Origin of the sequence: Burkholderia sp. AU6039 (assembly GCF_002223365.1) — a bacterium.
Classification (GTDB): Bacteria; Pseudomonadota; Gammaproteobacteria; order Burkholderiales; family Burkholderiaceae; genus Burkholderia.
The window spans coordinates 56232-71170 of record NZ_NKFK01000002.1 but is presented as its reverse complement, the minus strand read 5'-3'; the positions used below and the strand labels follow the sequence as shown (position 1 = coordinate 71170).

11 protein-coding genes are annotated in these 14939 nt (G+C 66.2%); 1 reads left to right on the top strand and 10 read right to left on the bottom strand.

The window, feature by feature from the left end; all coding sequences use genetic code 11:
* Nucleotides 1–84: 84 nt before the first annotated feature.
* Both CFB39_RS01860 and CFB39_RS01850 read right to left on the bottom strand, forming a co-directional pair.
* The gene (locus CFB39_RS01860; protein ID WP_089424321.1) at nucleotides 85–4788 is read right to left on the bottom strand and encodes a glutamate synthase-related protein; all 4704 of its coding nucleotides are present in this window, start codon (nucleotides 4786–4788) and stop codon (nucleotides 85–87) included.
* 289 nt (nucleotides 4789–5077) lie between these two features.
* The gene (locus tag CFB39_RS01850; RefSeq protein ID WP_006477151.1) at nucleotides 5078–5791 is read right to left on the bottom strand and encodes a transposase; all 714 of its coding nucleotides are present in this window, start codon (nucleotides 5789–5791) and stop codon (nucleotides 5078–5080) included.
* Nucleotides 5792–5984: 193 nt separating this feature from the next.
* Here CFB39_RS01850 and CFB39_RS01845 point away from each other — a divergent pair, with 193 nt between their 5' ends.
* On the top strand, nucleotides 5985–6710 hold the full coding sequence (locus CFB39_RS01845) for an OmpW family protein (protein WP_089472018.1): 726 nt from the start codon (nucleotides 5985–5987) through the stop codon (nucleotides 6708–6710).
* Nucleotides 6711–6880: 170 nt separating this feature from the next.
* On the opposite strand, the gene ugpQ is transcribed toward CFB39_RS01845, so the two are convergent.
* The 8 genes from ugpQ to CFB39_RS01805 all read right to left on the bottom strand — a co-directional run bounded on the left by ugpQ (nucleotide 6881) and on the right by CFB39_RS01805 (nucleotide 14938).
* Nucleotides 6881–7654, bottom strand: a complete 774-nt coding sequence (gene ugpQ, locus CFB39_RS01840) for a glycerophosphodiester phosphodiesterase (protein ID WP_089472017.1) — start codon at nucleotides 7652–7654, stop codon at nucleotides 6881–6883.
* Nucleotides 7655–7681: 27 nt separating this feature from the next.
* Nucleotides 7682–8767 (bottom strand): sn-glycerol-3-phosphate import ATP-binding protein UgpC, encoded by a 1086-nt coding sequence (locus CFB39_RS01835; RefSeq protein ID WP_089430498.1) that lies wholly within the window; start codon nucleotides 8765–8767, stop codon nucleotides 7682–7684.
* 32 nt (nucleotides 8768–8799) lie between these two features.
* A complete protein-coding gene (gene ugpE, locus CFB39_RS01830) occupies nucleotides 8800–9645 on the bottom strand; it encodes a sn-glycerol-3-phosphate ABC transporter permease UgpE (protein WP_039366729.1) in 846 nt (281 codons plus the stop codon).
* Nucleotides 9642–10526: a sn-glycerol-3-phosphate ABC transporter permease UgpA gene (gene ugpA, locus CFB39_RS01825; protein WP_089424317.1), complete on the bottom strand. Its 885-nt coding sequence runs from the start codon at nucleotides 10524–10526 to the stop codon at nucleotides 9642–9644. Before ugpA ends, ugpE begins: the two co-directional genes overlap by 4 nt.
* Nucleotides 10527–10632: 106 nt before the next feature.
* Nucleotides 10633–11967 (bottom strand): sn-glycerol-3-phosphate ABC transporter substrate-binding protein UgpB, encoded by a 1335-nt coding sequence (ugpB, locus tag CFB39_RS01820; RefSeq protein ID WP_089472016.1) that lies wholly within the window; start codon nucleotides 11965–11967, stop codon nucleotides 10633–10635.
* 90 nt (nucleotides 11968–12057) lie between these two features.
* Nucleotides 12058–13266, bottom strand: coding sequence for a deoxyguanosinetriphosphate triphosphohydrolase (locus CFB39_RS01815; protein ID WP_089424315.1), 1209 nt, complete (start codon nucleotides 13264–13266; stop codon nucleotides 12058–12060).
* A 41-nt stretch (nucleotides 13267–13307) separates the two neighbouring features.
* Complete coding sequence (gene aroB / locus CFB39_RS01810) at nucleotides 13308–14387, bottom strand: 3-dehydroquinate synthase (protein WP_089472015.1); 1080 nt, start codon at nucleotides 14385–14387, stop codon at nucleotides 13308–13310.
* Nucleotides 14384–14938: a shikimate kinase gene (locus CFB39_RS01805; RefSeq protein WP_089424313.1), complete on the bottom strand. Its 555-nt coding sequence runs from the start codon at nucleotides 14936–14938 to the stop codon at nucleotides 14384–14386. Before CFB39_RS01805 ends, aroB begins: the two co-directional genes overlap by 4 nt.
* Nucleotide 14939 lies beyond the last annotated feature (1 nt).

Below are 14939 nucleotides of genomic sequence, written 5' to 3'. Positions count from 1 at the left end.
AGGTGCTCTTCTGTTCGGTGTATCGGGTGGGGGAGCCGCGCGCGGCAATCATGCGCGCGCGGCATTCGCTATGTCGTTCGTCGCTCAGGCGGCCAGTTCTTCCTTCGCCGCCTTCTTCGCACCGATCTCGCCCAGCGCGCGCTTGTATTCGTGCGGGAACACCTTCACGAACTGGCGGCGCGCCGCGTCCCAGTTTTCCAGCAGCGACTTCGCGCGCGGCGAACCCGTGAACTGGAAATGACGCTCGACGAGCCCCTTGAGCAGCGCTTCGTCCGTCGTGCCTTCGTGCCAGAGCGCGCGGTCGACCGTGCGCTCCTGCTCGGCCTGCTGCAGCACCGGCTCGAGCGCGACCATCGACTTGTTGCACTTCGCCGCGAACGTGCCTTCCGGATCGTAGATGTACGCGAGACCGCCCGACATGCCGGCCGCGAAGTTGCGCCCGGTCTCGCCGAGCACGACGACCGTGCCGCCCGTCATGTATTCGCAACCGTGATCGCCCGTGCCTTCGACGACCGCCGTCGCCCCCGAGTTGCGCACGCAGAAGCGCTCGCCCGCCACGCCGCGGAAGAACGATTCGCCTTCGATCGCGCCGTACATCACCGTGTTGCCGCAGATGATGTTTTCCTCGGACTTGCCGCGGAAGTCGTTGGTCGGGCGGATGATGATCCGGCCGCCCGACAGGCCCTTGCCGACGTAGTCGTTGCCGTCGCCGACGAGGTCGAGCGTCACGCCCTTCGCGAGGAACGCGCCGAAGCTCTGGCCGGCCGTGCCCTTCAGCTGGATGTGCACCGCGTCGTCGGCCAGGCCGTCATGGCCGTGCTTCTTCGCGATCACGCCCGACAGCATCGCGCCGACCGTCCGGTTCACGTTGCGCACCGGCTGGATGAACGACACATGCTCGCCGTTCTCGATCGCGGCCTTCGCCTTCTCGATCAGCACGTGGTCGAGCGCGCGCTCGAGGCCGTGATCCTGCACGTCGACGTGACGCGGCGCGACGTCCTCGCATTCTTCCGGCTGGTAGAACACGCGCGAGAAGTCGAGGCCCTTCGCCTTCCAGTGCTCGATGCCCTTGCGGGTGTCGAGCAGGTCGGCGCGGCCGATCAGGTCGTCGAACTTCGCGACGCCGAGCTGCGCCATGATCTCGCGCACTTCCTCGGCGACGAAGAAGAAGTAGTTCACGACGTGCTCGGGCTGGCCCTTGAACTTCGCACGCAGCACCGGATCCTGCGTCGCGACGCCGACCGGGCACGTGTTCAGGTGGCACTTGCGCATCATGATGCAGCCTTCGACGACGAGCGGCGCCGTCGCGAAGCCGAATTCGTCCGCGCCGAGCAGCGCGCCGATCACGACGTCGCGGCCCGTCTTCATCTGGCCGTCGGCCTGCACGCGGATGCGGCCGCGCAGGCGGTTCAGCACCAGCGTCTGCTGCGTTTCGGCCAGGCCGAGTTCCCACGGCGTGCCCGCATGCTTGACCGACGACAGCGGCGACGCACCCGTGCCGCCGTCATGGCCGGCGATCACGACGTGATCGGCCTTCGCCTTCGCGACACCGGCCGCGACCGTGCCGACGCCCACTTCCGACACGAGCTTCACGGAGATGCTCGCGCTCGGGTTCACGTTCTTCAGGTCGTGGATCAGCTGCGCCAGATCCTCGATCGAGTAGATGTCGTGGTGCGGCGGCGGCGAGATCAGGCCGACGCCCGGCACCGAGTAACGCAGCTTGCCGATGTATTCGGACACCTTGTGGCCCGGCAGCTGGCCGCCTTCGCCCGGCTTCGCGCCCTGCGCCATCTTGATCTGGATCTGGTCCGCCGACGCGAGGTACTCGGCGGTGACGCCGAAGCGGCCCGACGCGACCTGCTTGATCTTCGAGCGCAGCGAATCGCCGTCCTTCAGCGGAATGTCGCTGACGATTTCATCGCCGATCACCGACTTCAGCGTCTCGCCCGACTTGATCGGAATGCCGCGCAGCTCGTTGCGGTAACGCTTCTCGTCTTCGCCGCCTTCGCCGGTGTTCGACTTGCCGCCGATCCGGTTCATCGCGATCGCAAGCGTTGCGTGCGCTTCGGTGCTGATCGAACCGAGCGACATCGCGCCCGTCGCGAAGCGCTTGACGATGTCCTTCGCCGGTTCGACGTCGTCGATCGGGATCGCCTTGGTCGGCTCGACCTTGAACTCGAACAGACCGCGGAACGTCATGTGACGCTTGGTCTGGTCGTTGATCAGGTGCGCGTATTCCTTGTACGTCTGGTACGAGTTGCTGCGCGTCGCGTGCTGCAGCTTCGCGATCGAATCCGGCGTCCACATGTGGTCTTCGCCACGCACGCGGTACGCATACTCGCCGCCCGCGTCGAGCATGTCGCGCAGGACCGGGCTGTCGCCGAACGCGTCGCGGTGCAGGCGGATCGCCTCTTCCGCGACTTCGAACAGGCCGATGCCGCCCACCTTCGACGCCGTGCCCTTGAAGTACTTCTCGACCAGGTCGCTCGACAGGCCGAGCGCTTCGAAGATCTGCGCGCCCGTGTACGACATGTACGTCGAGATGCCCATCTTCGACATCACCTTCTGCAGGCCCTTGCCGACTGCCTTCGTGAAGTTGTAGACGGCCTTCTCCGGCGACAGGTCGCCCGGCAGCCCTTCGGCCATCTTCGCGAGCGTTTCCATCGCGAGGTACGGGTGCACGGCTTCCGCGCCGTAGCCCGCGAGCAGCGCGAAGTGGTGCGTCTCACGTGCGGAGCCCGTCTCGACGACGAGGCCCGTGCTCGTGCGCAGCCCCTGCTGGACGAGGTGCGAGTGGATCGCCGACGTGGCGAGCAGCGCCGGAATCGCGACATGCTCGGCGTCCGTCTTGCGGTCCGACACGATCAGCATGTTGTAGCCCGACTTCACCGCGTCGACGGCTTCCGCGCACAGCGACGCGAGGCGCGCCTCGATGCCTTCCTTGCCCCACGCGACCGGGTAGCAGATGTTCAGCTCGTACGCGCTGAACTTGCCGCCCGTGTACTGGTCGATCGCACGGATCTTCGCGATGTCCTTGAAGTCGAGCACCGGCTGCGACACTTCGAGACGCATCGGCGGGTTGATGTTGTTCGTGTCGAGCAGGTTCGGCTTCGGGCCGATGAACGACACGAGCGACATCACCATGTTCTCGCGGATCGGGTCGATCGGCGGGTTCGTGACCTGCGCGAACAGCTGCTTGAAGTAGTGATAGAGCGTCTTGTTCTTGTTCGACATCACCGCGAGCGGCGAGTCGTTGCCCATCGAACCGACGGCTTCCTCACCCTGCTGCGCCATCGGCGCCATCAGGAACTTCAGGTCTTCCTGCGTATAGCCGAACGCCTGCTGGCGGTCGAGCAGCGCGGCGCCCTGCGTGCGGCCGGCCGCGACTTCCTCGGCCTTCGGCTCGATCTCGTCGAGCTTGATGCGCACGGCGTCGATCCAGCTCTTGTACGGCTTCGCGTTCGCGAGGTTGTCCTTCAGTTCCTTGTCGTCGATGATGCGGCCGTGTTCCATGTCGATCAGGAACATCTTGCCCGGCTGCAGGCGCCACTTCTTGACGATCTTCGATTCGGGGATCGGCAGCGTGCCGGCTTCCGACGCCATGATGACGAGGTCGTCGTCGGTGACGATGTAGCGCGCCGGACGCAGGCCGTTACGGTCGAGCGTCGCGCCGATCTGGCGGCCGTCGGTGAACGCGATCGCGGCCGGGCCGTCCCACGGCTCCATCATCGCGGCGTGGTATTCGTAGAACGCGCGGCGGTTCTCGTCCATCAGCGTGTGCTGTTCCCACGCTTCCGGGATCATCATCATTACCGCGTGCACGAGCGGGTAGCCGGCCATCACCAGCAGCTCGAGACAGTTGTCGAACGACGCGGTATCCGACTGGCCCGGGTAGATCAGCGGCCACAGCTTCGGCAGATCGTCGGCGAGCACGTGCGACGCGATCGCGCCGGTACGCGCGTTCAGCCAGTTCACGTTGCCCTTCACGGTGTTGATCTCGCCGTTGTGCGCGATCATCCGGTACGGGTGAGCGAGTTCCCACGCCGGGAACGTGTTGGTCGAGAAGCGCTGGTGCACGAGCGCGAGCGCCGACACGACACGCGCGTCCTGCAGGTCGCGGTAATACACGCCGACCTGGCCCGCGAGCAGCAGCCCCTTGTAGACGATCGTGCGCGCCGACATCGACGGCACGAAGTATTCCTTGCCGTGCTTGAGCTTCAGCGCCTGGATGCGGTGGCTCGCCGTCTTGCGGATCACGTACAGCTTCCGCTCGAGCGCGTCCGTCACCATGATGTCCTTGCCGCGGCCGATGAAGATCTGGCGGATCAGCGGCTCGCTCGCCTTGACCGTCGGCGAAATCGGCATCGCATGATCGACCGGCACGTCGCGCCAGCCGAGCACGACCTGGCCTTCGGCCTTCACCGTCCGCTCGAGCTCCTGCTCGCACGCGAGACGCGATGCGTTTTCCTTCGGCAGGAAGATCATGCCGACCCCATATTCGCCGGCCGGCGGCAGGTTCACGCCCTGCTTCGCCATTTCCTCGCGATAGAACGCGTCCGGAATCTGGATCAGGATGCCCGCGCCGTCGCCCATCAGCGGATCGGCGCCGACCGCGCCACGGTGATCGAGGTTCTCGAGGATCTTCAGGCCCTGCTGAATGATCTCGTGGCTCTTCTTGCCCTTGATGTGAGCGACGAAGCCGACGCCACAGGCGTCGTGTTCGTTTTGCGGGTCATACAGACCTTGTGCGGCGGGCACCGCGGCGAGCGGCTGCTGGTGGTCGTTCATGGGGACACCGTCGTAAAGGGGGCCTGGAGGCCGTTGAACCATTTTCTTGTTGCCGTCGATCCCGCTCCCGACGGGAGACGGCACGGCCGACCGTGGATGGGCATGCTTCGCCCGGGCCACCGGAATTCGGAATATACGCGACGAATCAAAGGAATAGCAACAAAAACCGCTTGATCGAGCCCCAATAAAATGGATGCCTCGATCTGGTGCCGTTTTATTGGGGCCGTATCGTTTTGGTGCAAAAAGAAGCGGCGCCCGCAGCGCCGCCTCCTGAACCGACATTCCTGCGTTACTGCTGGATCGGCGGCGTGTTTTCACGCACCTTTCTGGGGCGTCCGCGCGGCAGCGGCGACACGCGCCGGTTCGCGGTACGCGCCGCCCACTCGCGATAATTCTCGCCGCCGAGCACCCAGCCCTTCAACGTCGCCTGCTGCAGCTGGTCGGCCTGGCGCTCGTCGAGCGGCTGCTCGCATAGCTCCTTGTACGCGCGCTGGCGGTCGAACGGCGTATTGCCGAGCGCCCAGTAGAGCGGATGGTCGGTGATCAGGCTGTCGACGGTGAGCCCGACGTGGTGCCGGTAGCTCGACCAGCGATAGGCCTCGGGCGTCGCGACGAGCTGCGCGCGCACCGGGCTCATCTCGACCACGCGGCTCGCGAGCAGGAAATAGCGCTCGCCTTCGATCACGGTCGCGCGATAGCGGCCTTCCCACAGGGTGCCGCGCCGCGAATAGCGCCGGTTGAAATGCGCGACGTAGCGGCGACCGACGGCCTGCATCGCTTTCGGCAGGCTCGCTTCGTCGCTCGGCGTCACGAGCAGTTGCACCTGGCGGGGCAGCAGCACGTAGGCGTGCACCGACAGGTGATGATCGCGCGCGGCGGCCTTCAGGCAATCGATGAAGAGTTCGTAGTCCTGGTCGTCGACGAACGCGGGTTGCTGATCCAGGCCGCGCAGTATCACGTGCTGCGGCTGGTCGGGAACGTAGAGTCGTGCTAACCGTGCCATGCTGAATGTCCGTTTGAACGCGTTAGGAAATACCCGGGGGTCCGAAAGTGCGCACCTGCGTAGAATGCCTGTCCCCGCTGGGCGCGAAAGCGTACGGTCGTACGAAACCTAGGGAGAAAACTCTAACTTACGAGCTTGTTTGGTTTTAAACGCAGTCGTCATAATGAGCACGCCTTTGATCGGAGGAGACACAATGAAACGAAAACTGGCCATTACGGGGGCCGCAGCGCTCGCATTCGCGGGCGGTACGGCACACGCACAATCCGCAGGTGATTTCTACGTCAGCACCGGCTGGCTGCACCTTTCGCCGCAGGACAGCAGCGACCCGCTGTTCGTCTACCGCGTAGGCGGCACGCCCATCAACCAATCCATTCCCAACACCGGCGCGGGCATCAACGACGCCGACACGCTGGGGCTCGCGGCGGGCTACTTCGTCACCGACCATATCTCCACCGAGCTCGTGATGGGGATACCGCCGAAGTTCGACATTACCGGCAAGGGTCAGTTCGATAGATTCGGCGTACTCGGCCGCGCGTACCAGTGGAGCCCCGCCGTCTTGCTGCGCTACCACTTCAACGACGCCAATGCGAAGTTCCGTCCGTATGTCGGTGTCGGCGCGACGTATGTCTGGTTCACCGGCGCGAAGATCACCAACGGCACGTTCGAGAACGGCGTGCTCGGCGGCCCGACCAGCGCGACGACCAGCAACCAGTGGGCGCCCGTCTTCAACGCCGGCTTCACGTACAACTTCACGAAGCACTGGTTCGCCGGGCTGTCGCTCTCGTACATCCCTGTCAGCGTGACCGCGACCTTCACGACGGCCCGCCGGACGCCGGTCGGCACCCTGACCGAAACGTCGAAAGCGAAGATCTCGCTGAACCCGATCGTCACGTACCTGAACCTCGGCTACCGCTTCTAAGCGTAGTCGAATATTTGGGGAATGGTTAATCCTGCTGCAATTTGTAGCGGATTTTTCGTGACGTAACGTCTCCACGATGCGAAACGCCCCGGCGGGAATCCCGTCGGGGCGTCGTTTTTTCGCATCAGGCACGTTCCTGACGCCGGTTTCGCCGGCCGTTGTCGCGGCCGTCAGGGGATGGCGATGTCGTCCAGCGCTGCCGGGCCGATCAGGTCGATCCGGTCCGTGCAGACCGCGTCGACGCCCCAGCGGGCGAGTTCGCGTGCCCGCTCGAGGTCGTTCACCGTGTAAACCAGGATGCGCAGCCCGGCCGCCTTGATCGCGCGCACGAGCGGTTCGTCGAGCTGTGTGTGGTCTGCATGCAACGAAACGCAGCCGAGCGCGCCGACGACCTGCGCATGCCAATCGTCCGGCACGGACTCGTAGAGCATTCCGCGCGGCAGCGCAGGCGCCGTCGCGCGTGCCTGTTGCAGCGCATCGAACGAGAACGACGACAGGAGCGGCGCAATCGCGGCATCACGCCAGTACGCGGCCGCGTCGGCCGCCACGCGCTGCCCGGTCTCAATCTCGCGCCCCGGGCACGGCTTGATCTCGACATTCGCTGCCAGCCCGTGGGCGAGGCAGCGCGCCGCCGCCGCCTCGAGCGTCGGCATCCGCTCGCCCGCGAAGCGCGCGTCGCGCCACGTGCCCGCGTCGAGCGCGGCCAGCGCGTCATAACGCATGCCCGCCGCCGCGCCGTGACCGTTCGACGTGCGGTCGACCGTGTCGTCGTGCAGCAGGAACGTCACGTCGTCGGCCGACAGCTTCGCGTCGAACTCGACCATCCGGTGGCCACGGCGCGCGCCCTCGTCGAGCGCGGCGAGCGTGTTCTCCGGCGCGAGCGTGCCGCCGCCGCGATGGGCGACGACGCGCGGATAAGGCCACCAGTCGGTACGGGTCGTCATCGTCGGTCTCTCGGCAAGGTCGCAGGGTCAGCCGGCACGCTTGCCGGTCTCGGGATCGAAGAAATGCAGGCGGTGCGCCGGCAGCGCGGCCGCCAGCGCCGTGCCGCGCGCGGGACGGTCCGCGTGCGGCAGGCGTACCGCGACGTCGTGACTGCCCCAGCGGCCGTGCGCGAGATTGTCTGCGCCGAGCAGCTCGCACGAGTCGACCGGCAGCGTCGCCTGCGCGACGCCCGGCTGCGGCGTCATGTGTTCCGGACGCACACCGAGCACCCAGTCGCGCCCGGTGGCGATTGCCGCGCCGATGCCGGGCGCGCCCGCGACCGGCAGCGCGGGGCCGCCGCCCGCGACCGTAAACGTCGCGCCGTCGTCCGACAGCCGGCCGTGCATCAGGTTCATCGCCGGCGAGCCGATGAAGCCCGCGACGAACACCGTCGCCGGCTTCTCGTACACGTCGACCGGCGCGCCGATCTGCTCCGCGTAGCCGCGGTTCATCACGATCACGCGCTGCGCGAGCGTCATCGCCTCGATCTGGTCGTGCGTCACGTAGACGCTCGTCGTCGCGAGCCGCGCATGCAGCCGCTGGATCTCGAGCCGCATCTGCACGCGCAGCTTCGCGTCGAGGTTCGACAACGGCTCGTCGAACAGAAACACCGACGGCTCGCGCACGATCGCGCGCCCCATCGCGACGCGCTGCCGCTGGCCGCCCGACAGCTCGCGCGGCCGCCGCGCGAGCAGCGGCTCGAGCTCGAGGATCTTCGCGGCAGCCGCCACCCGCGAATCGATCGTCGCGCGCTCGATCCCGCGGATCTTCAGCCCGTAGCCCATGTTCTGCGCGACCGTCATGTGCGGGTACAGCGCATAGTTCTGGAACACCATCGCGATGTCGCGATCCTTCGGCTCCAGCGCGTTGACGACACGCTCGCCGATCGCGATCTCGCCGTCCGTCACCGTCTCGAGCCCCGCGATCATCCGCAGCAACGTCGACTTGCCGCAGCCCGACGGGCCGACCAGCACGATGAATTCGCCGTCGGCGATCTCCACGTCGATGCCATGCAGCACGTGCTGCTTGCCGTCGTAGGATTTCCTGACGCCCTTCAAGCTCAGCGCAGCCATTCTTGGTCTTTCTCCCGGTTGCCGTCCGTCATTTATTTCTCGGAATCGACGAGGCCGCGCACGAACCAGCGCTGCATCGCCAGCACGACGACGAGCGGCGGGATCATTCCCAGCAGCGTCGCCGCCATCACGTATTGCCATTCGGTCGCGGCGTCGCCGCTCGCGATCATCGTCTTGATACCCACCACAGCCGTCGACAGCGAGGCCTCCGTCGTGATCAGGATCGGCCACAGATACTGGTTCCAGCCGTAGATGAAGGTGATCACGAACAGCGCCGCGATGCTCGTCTTCGACAGCGGCAGCACGACGTCCCAGAAGAACCGCAGCGGCCCCGCGCCGTCGATGCGTGCGGCATCCATCAGCTCGTCGGGCAGCGTCATGAAGAACTGGCGGAACAGGAACGTCGCGGTCGCCGATGCGATCAGCGGCAGCGTGAGCCCCGCGTAGGTGTTCGTCAGGTGCAGCGTCGACACGACCTGCACGGTCGGGAAGATCCGCACTTCCACCGGCAGCATCAGCGTGACGAAGATCAGCCAGAACGCCGTGTTGCGGAACGGGAAGCGGAAATAGACGATCGCGTACGCGGACAGGATCGACACCGCGATCTTGCCCACCGCGATGCCGAGCGCCATCGCGAAGCTGTTCACGAGCAGGCGGCCGAACGGCGCGGTCGTGCCGCCGCTGCCATGCCCCCAGATGTACGCGACGTTCTCGAACAGGTGCGTGCTCGGCACGAGCGACAGCGGCACCGTGAATACTTCCTGCGCGTTCATCGTCGCCGCGCAGAACGCGACGTAGACGGGAAACACGATCAGCACCACACCCGCGATCAGCACCGCGTGGCAGAACAGGTCGAAGCCCTTGCGATTTTCGATCATGCGTATTGCACCCTGCGTTCGACGAAGCGGAACTGGATCACCGTGAGCCCGACGACGATGATCATCAGCACGACCGACTGTGCGCCCGAGCTGCCGATGTCGAGCCCCTGGAAGCCTTCCGCGAAGATCTTGTAGATCAGCGTCTTCGTGCTCTGCGCCGGGCCGCCGCCGGTGGCCGCGTCGATCACCGGGAACGTGTCGAAGAACGCGTAGACGAGGTTCACGACCAGCAGGAAGAAGCTGGTGGGCGACAGCAGCGGCAGCACGATGTTGAAGAAGCGCCGCACCGGCCCCGCGCCGTCGATCGCCGCCGCCTCGATCAGCGAGCGCGGAATCGCCTGCAGGCCCGCGTAGAAGAACAGGAAGTTGTAGCTCACCTGCTTCCACACCGACGCGAGCACGACGAGGAACATCGCCTGCCCGCCGTTCAGCGCGTGGTTCCACACGATGCCGCTCTTCGCGAGTGCATAGGTGATCAGGCCGATGCTCGGGTTGAACAGGAACGCCCACAGCACGGCAGCGATGGTCGGGGCGACCGCGTACGGCCAGATCAGCAGCGTGCGGTACACGCGCGCGCCGCGGATCACGCGGTCGGCGCACGCGGCGAGGACCAGCGACACGACGAGCCCGCTCACCGTGACGAGCGAACTGAACACGAGCGTCGTGCGGAACGAATCGAGATATAGCGGATCGGCGAACAGGTGCGTGAAGTTCGCGAGGCCGACGAATTCGCTCGACGTGCCGAACGCGTCCTGCATCTGCGTCGACTGCCATAGCGCGACGCCGGCCGGCCACAGGAAGAACACGGCGGTGATCGCGAGCTGCGGCGCGATCAGCAGGTACGGCAGCAGGCTCGTACCGAAACGGGAACGGGATTGCATCGCGAAGATCCGGTCAGGCGTAACGGAAAGGGGGCGTGCCGCCGGCCGGCACGCGCATCCGCACTGGATGCGACGCGGCCGGCCGGCGGCACGGTGCGATGCGGGCTCAGCCGCCCGACTTCTCGAAGCGGCGCAGCAGTTCGTCGCCGCGCGACGCGGCCGAATCGAGCGCGTCCTTCGGCGATTTCTTCTGCGCCCAGACCTGTTCGAACTCCTCGTCGACCACCGTGCGGATCTGCGGCATGTTGCCCAGGCGCAGCCCCTTCGTGTACGGCAGCGGCGGCTTGTTCAGCATCTGCTTGATCGCGGTTTCGGCGCTCGGGTTCTTCGCGTAGAAGCCCTGCTGGCGCGTGAGGTCGTACGCCGCGGTCGTCACGGGCAGGTAGCCTGTGTCCTGGTGCCACTTCGCGGCGACCGCCGGCGAGGCCAGGTACGCGAGGAATTTCGCGACGCCCTTGTAGGTCGCCGGATCCTTGCCCGCCAGCACCCACAGGCTCGCGCCGCCGATGATCGCGTTCTGCGGAGCGCCCTTCACGTTCGCGTCGTACGGCATCATGCCCGTGCCGTAGCTGAACTTCGCGAACTTCTGCACGTTCGCGAGCGCGCCCGACGACGTCGTCAGGATCCCGCAGTCGCCGCTGTAGAACTTCGCCGACGCCTCATCCTTGCGCCCCGCGTACGTGAACGTGCCGTCCTTCGCCATCTGCTGCAGGAACGAGATGTGCGCAATCTGCTGCGGCTTGTTGAATTCGAGCGCCGCGTCGGTACCGTCGAAGCCGTTGTTGCGGCTCGCGAACGGCAGCCCGTGCCACGCGCTGTAGTTCTCGAGCTGGATCCAGCCCTGCCAGCCGGTCGTGAAGCCGCACGCCATCCCCGACTTGCGTAGCTTCTCGGCATCGGCCTGCACGTCGGCCCACGTCTTCGGCGGCTGGTTCGGGTCGAGCCCGGCCTTCTTGAATGCGTCCTTGTTGTAGTACAGCACCGGCGTCGAGCTGTTGAACGGCATCGAGACGAGATGGCCCGTCTTCGCGTCGCTGTAGTAGCTCGCGATGGTCGGCACGAACGCCTTTTCGTCGAGCGGCACGCCGGCCTGCTTGAACACGTCGTAGACGGGCACGACGGCCTTCTTCGCCTGCATCATCGTGGCCGTGCCGACTTCGTAGACCTGGAGGATCGCCGGCGCGTTGCCGCTGCGATAGGCGGCGATGCCGGCCGCGAGCGCCTGGTCGTAGGTGCCCTTGAAGACCGGCACGATCTTGTAGTCGCTCTGCGACGCATTGAACTGATCGGCGATCGCATTGACCCGCTCGCCGAGCGCGGCCTCCATCGCATGCCAGAACTGGATTTCCGTCGCGGCGAGCGCCACGTGCTGCATCCCGAACATCAGCGCGCCGCCGAGCGCGATCGAACGAACCAGTGTCCCCGCAGGCTTCTTCTTCATCGACCTCTCTCCTATGAAAACGTTACCAACAGCGTGTGCAACATTCCCGTCGCCATTGAACCGGCGAAGTCTAGTGATCGTTTGTGACAGTCAGTTGTCGCCGATGACGAACAGGCGCTGATACTCCTTCAGCGCGAAGCGGTCGGTCATGCCGGCGATGTAGTGCGCGACGAGGCGCGGCTGCTGCGCGGTGTCGTCGGACTGGTATGGCGGCGGCAGCAGGCGCGGATCGTCGATGAACGCATCGAACAGGCCGGTGACGACGCGCTGCGCCTTGCTCGCCATGCGCATCACCTTGTAGTGACGATAGAGGTTCTTGAAGAGAAAACGCTTGAGGGCAGCCGCTTGCGCGGCGACCGTTTCGCTGTGCGACACGAGCGGCGGCGCGGCGCGCACGTCGTCGAGCGAAGCGGGCGCGACACGCGCGAGATTGCGCGTCGTCTCGTCGATCAGGTCGACGATCAGCGTGTTGATGATGCGGCGCACCGTCTCGTGCACGAGACGACGGCCCTCGAGGTGCGGGAATTCGGCGAGCGCCGCCTCGTAGTGGCGCTGCCACAGCTCGACTTCCGCGAGCTGCTCGATCGTGATCAGGCCGGAACGCAGGCCGTCGTCGACGTCGTGGTTGTTGTACGCGATCTCGTCCGCGATGTTGGCGAGCTGCGCTTCGAGCGACGGCTGGCGGCCCTGCAGGAAGCGCTCGCCGAGCGCGCCGAGCTTGCGCGCATTCTCGCGCGAGCAGTGCTTCAGAATGCCTTCGCGCGTCTCGAAGCACAGGTTCAGCCCGTCGAACGCGCCGTAGTGCTCCTCGAGCTCGTCGACGACCGCGAGGCTCTGCAGGTTGTGCTCGAAGCCGCCATGCTCGCGCATGCAGGCATTCAGCGCGTCCTGCCCGGCATGGCCGAACGGCGTATGGCCGAGGTCGTGCGCGAGCGAGATCGCCTCGACGAGATCCTCGTTCAGGCGCAGGTTGCGCGCGACCGAGCGCGCGATCTGCGCGACTTCGAGACTGTGCGTGAGACGGGTGCGGAACAGGTCGCCTTCGTGATTGACGAAGACCTGCGTCTTGTATTCGAGCCGGCGAAATGCGGTCGAATGGACGATGCGGTCGCGGTCGCGTTGGAATTCGGTGCGCGCCGCCGGCGGTGCTTCCGGATGGCGACGGCCGCGCGACTGCGACGCGTGTGCGGCATACGGAGCGAGATGGGCTTCCAGCGCCGCCAGCGTCGGCGGCTCGGCCACCGGCGCAGCAGACGCGTGGCCGGCTTCGGGCAGTGTGCTGCTGGATGTCTCGCTCACGTCTCCTCCATGTCAGGGGCGCCGGGGCATCCGGGCCGCCGTTAGCGGGTGGTCTGCGCCAGTGTGGCGAACACGGCTTCGTCCGGCGCCTGCGTGATCAGCGTATCGCCGAATCGCTTCAGCAGGATGAACTTGATCGCGCCGGCCTCGGCCTTCTTGTCGACGCGCATCAGGTCCATGTAGCGCGCATCGCCGAGCGCGGGCCCGCGGGTCGGCAGGTGCGCGGCCGCGATCACCGCATCGAGACGCTGCCGCGACGCTTCGTCGAGCAGGCCGAGCCGTACCGACAGGTCGCCCGCCATCACCATCCCGCAACCGACCGCCTCACCGTGCAGCCACTCGCCGTAGCCGAGCCCGGCCTCGATCGCATGGCCGAACGTGTGGCCGAAATTCAGGATCGCGCGCAGGCCGCCTTCGCGCTCGTCGGCCGCCACCACGCTCGCCTTGATCTCGCACGAGCGCTGCACCGCATGCGCGAGCGCAGCCGGGTCGCGACGGTTCAGCACGTCGACGTTCGCCTCGATCCAGTCGAAGAATTCCGCATCGGCGATCGCGCCGGTCTTGATGATCTCGGCGACGCCGGCCGCCAGTTCGCGGTCAGGCAGCGTCGTCAGCGCGCCGATGTCCGCGATCACGGCCTGCGGCTGGTAGAACGCGCCGATCATGTTCTTGCCGAGCGGGTGGTTGATGCCCGTCTTGCCGCCGACCGACGAGTCGACCTGCGACAGCAGCGTCGTCGGCACCTGGATGAACGGCACGCCGCGCATGTAGCAAGCGGCCGCGAAGCCCGTCATGTCGCCGATCACGCCGCCGCCGAGCGCGACGAGCGTCGTCTTGCGGTCCGCGCGGTCGGTCAGCAGGCCGTCGAAGATCAGGTTCAGCGTTTCCCAGTTCTTGTACGCCTCGCCGTCCGGCAGCACGACCGTCGACACGCGCTTGCCGAGCGGCGCAAGCGCCGCACGCAGCGCGTCGCCATAGAGCGGATCGACTGTCGTGTTCGTGACGATCGTGACGGACGAGCCCTTGATATGAGGCGCGAACAGCTCGGCGCGGCCGATCAGGCCGGCGCCAATGTGAATCGGATAGGCGCGGTCGCCCAGGTCGACGTTGACAGTAATCATGCTTGTAGCGGCTTGGCGATGACGCCGGCCAGTTCGAGTTGCATCAGCACCATGTTGACGAGACCGTTGACCGACGGACGGCCGGTCTCGATGACGAAATCCGCGCATTCGCGGTACAGCGGGTCGCGTACCTCGTACAGCGCTTCGAGACGGCCCTTCGGATCTTCGGTCTGCAGCAGCGGGCGGTTCTTGTCCTTGCGCGTGCGCAGCCACAGATCGTGCGGATTGGCACGCAGGTAGACGACGATGCCGTGGTTTTTCAGGCAGTCGCGGTTTTCCGGGCGCAGCACCGCGCCGCCGCCCGTCGCGAGCACGATGTTCTCGCGCTGCGTGAGATCGGCGATCACCTGCGTTTCGCGATCGCGAAACCCGGCCTCGCCCTCCATCTCGAAGATCACCGGAATGCGCGCGCCCGTGCGGGCCTCGATTTCGTGGTCGGAGTCGAAGAACGTCCTGTCGAGACGACGCGCGACCGCACGGCCCACGGTGGTCTTACCCGCTCCCATAAGGCCGACGAAAAATACGTTTGCATGTGGGTCCCGCGCTTGCAAC

Bases quoted from the DNA above. Each gene is read 5' to 3' on its own strand.
- ugpA (WP_089424317.1), bottom strand. From the start codon at position 10,526: ATGCAATCCCGTTCCCGTTTCGGTACGAGCCTGCTGCCGTACCTGCTG.
- ugpQ (WP_089472017.1), bottom strand. From the start codon at position 7,654: ATGACGACCCGTACCGACTGGTGGCCTTATCCGCGCGTCGTCGCCCAT.
- CFB39_RS01845 (WP_089472018.1), top strand. From the start codon at position 5,985: ATGAAACGAAAACTGGCCATTACGGGGGCCGCAGCGCTCGCATTCGCG.
- aroB (WP_089472015.1), bottom strand. From the start codon at position 14,387: ATGATTACTGTCAACGTCGACCTGGGCGACCGCGCCTATCCGATTCAC.
- CFB39_RS01850 (WP_006477151.1), bottom strand. From the start codon at position 5,791: ATGGCACGGTTAGCACGACTCTACGTTCCCGACCAGCCGCAGCACGTG.
- CFB39_RS01835 (WP_089430498.1), bottom strand. From the start codon at position 8,767: ATGGCTGCGCTGAGCTTGAAGGGCGTCAGGAAATCCTACGACGGCAAG.
- ugpE (WP_039366729.1), bottom strand. From the start codon at position 9,645: ATGATCGAAAATCGCAAGGGCTTCGACCTGTTCTGCCACGCGGTGCTG.
- CFB39_RS01860 (WP_089424321.1), bottom strand. From the start codon at position 4,788: ATGAACGACCACCAGCAGCCGCTCGCCGCGGTGCCCGCCGCACAAGGT.
- ugpB (WP_089472016.1), bottom strand. From the start codon at position 11,967: ATGAAGAAGAAGCCTGCGGGGACACTGGTTCGTTCGATCGCGCTCGGC.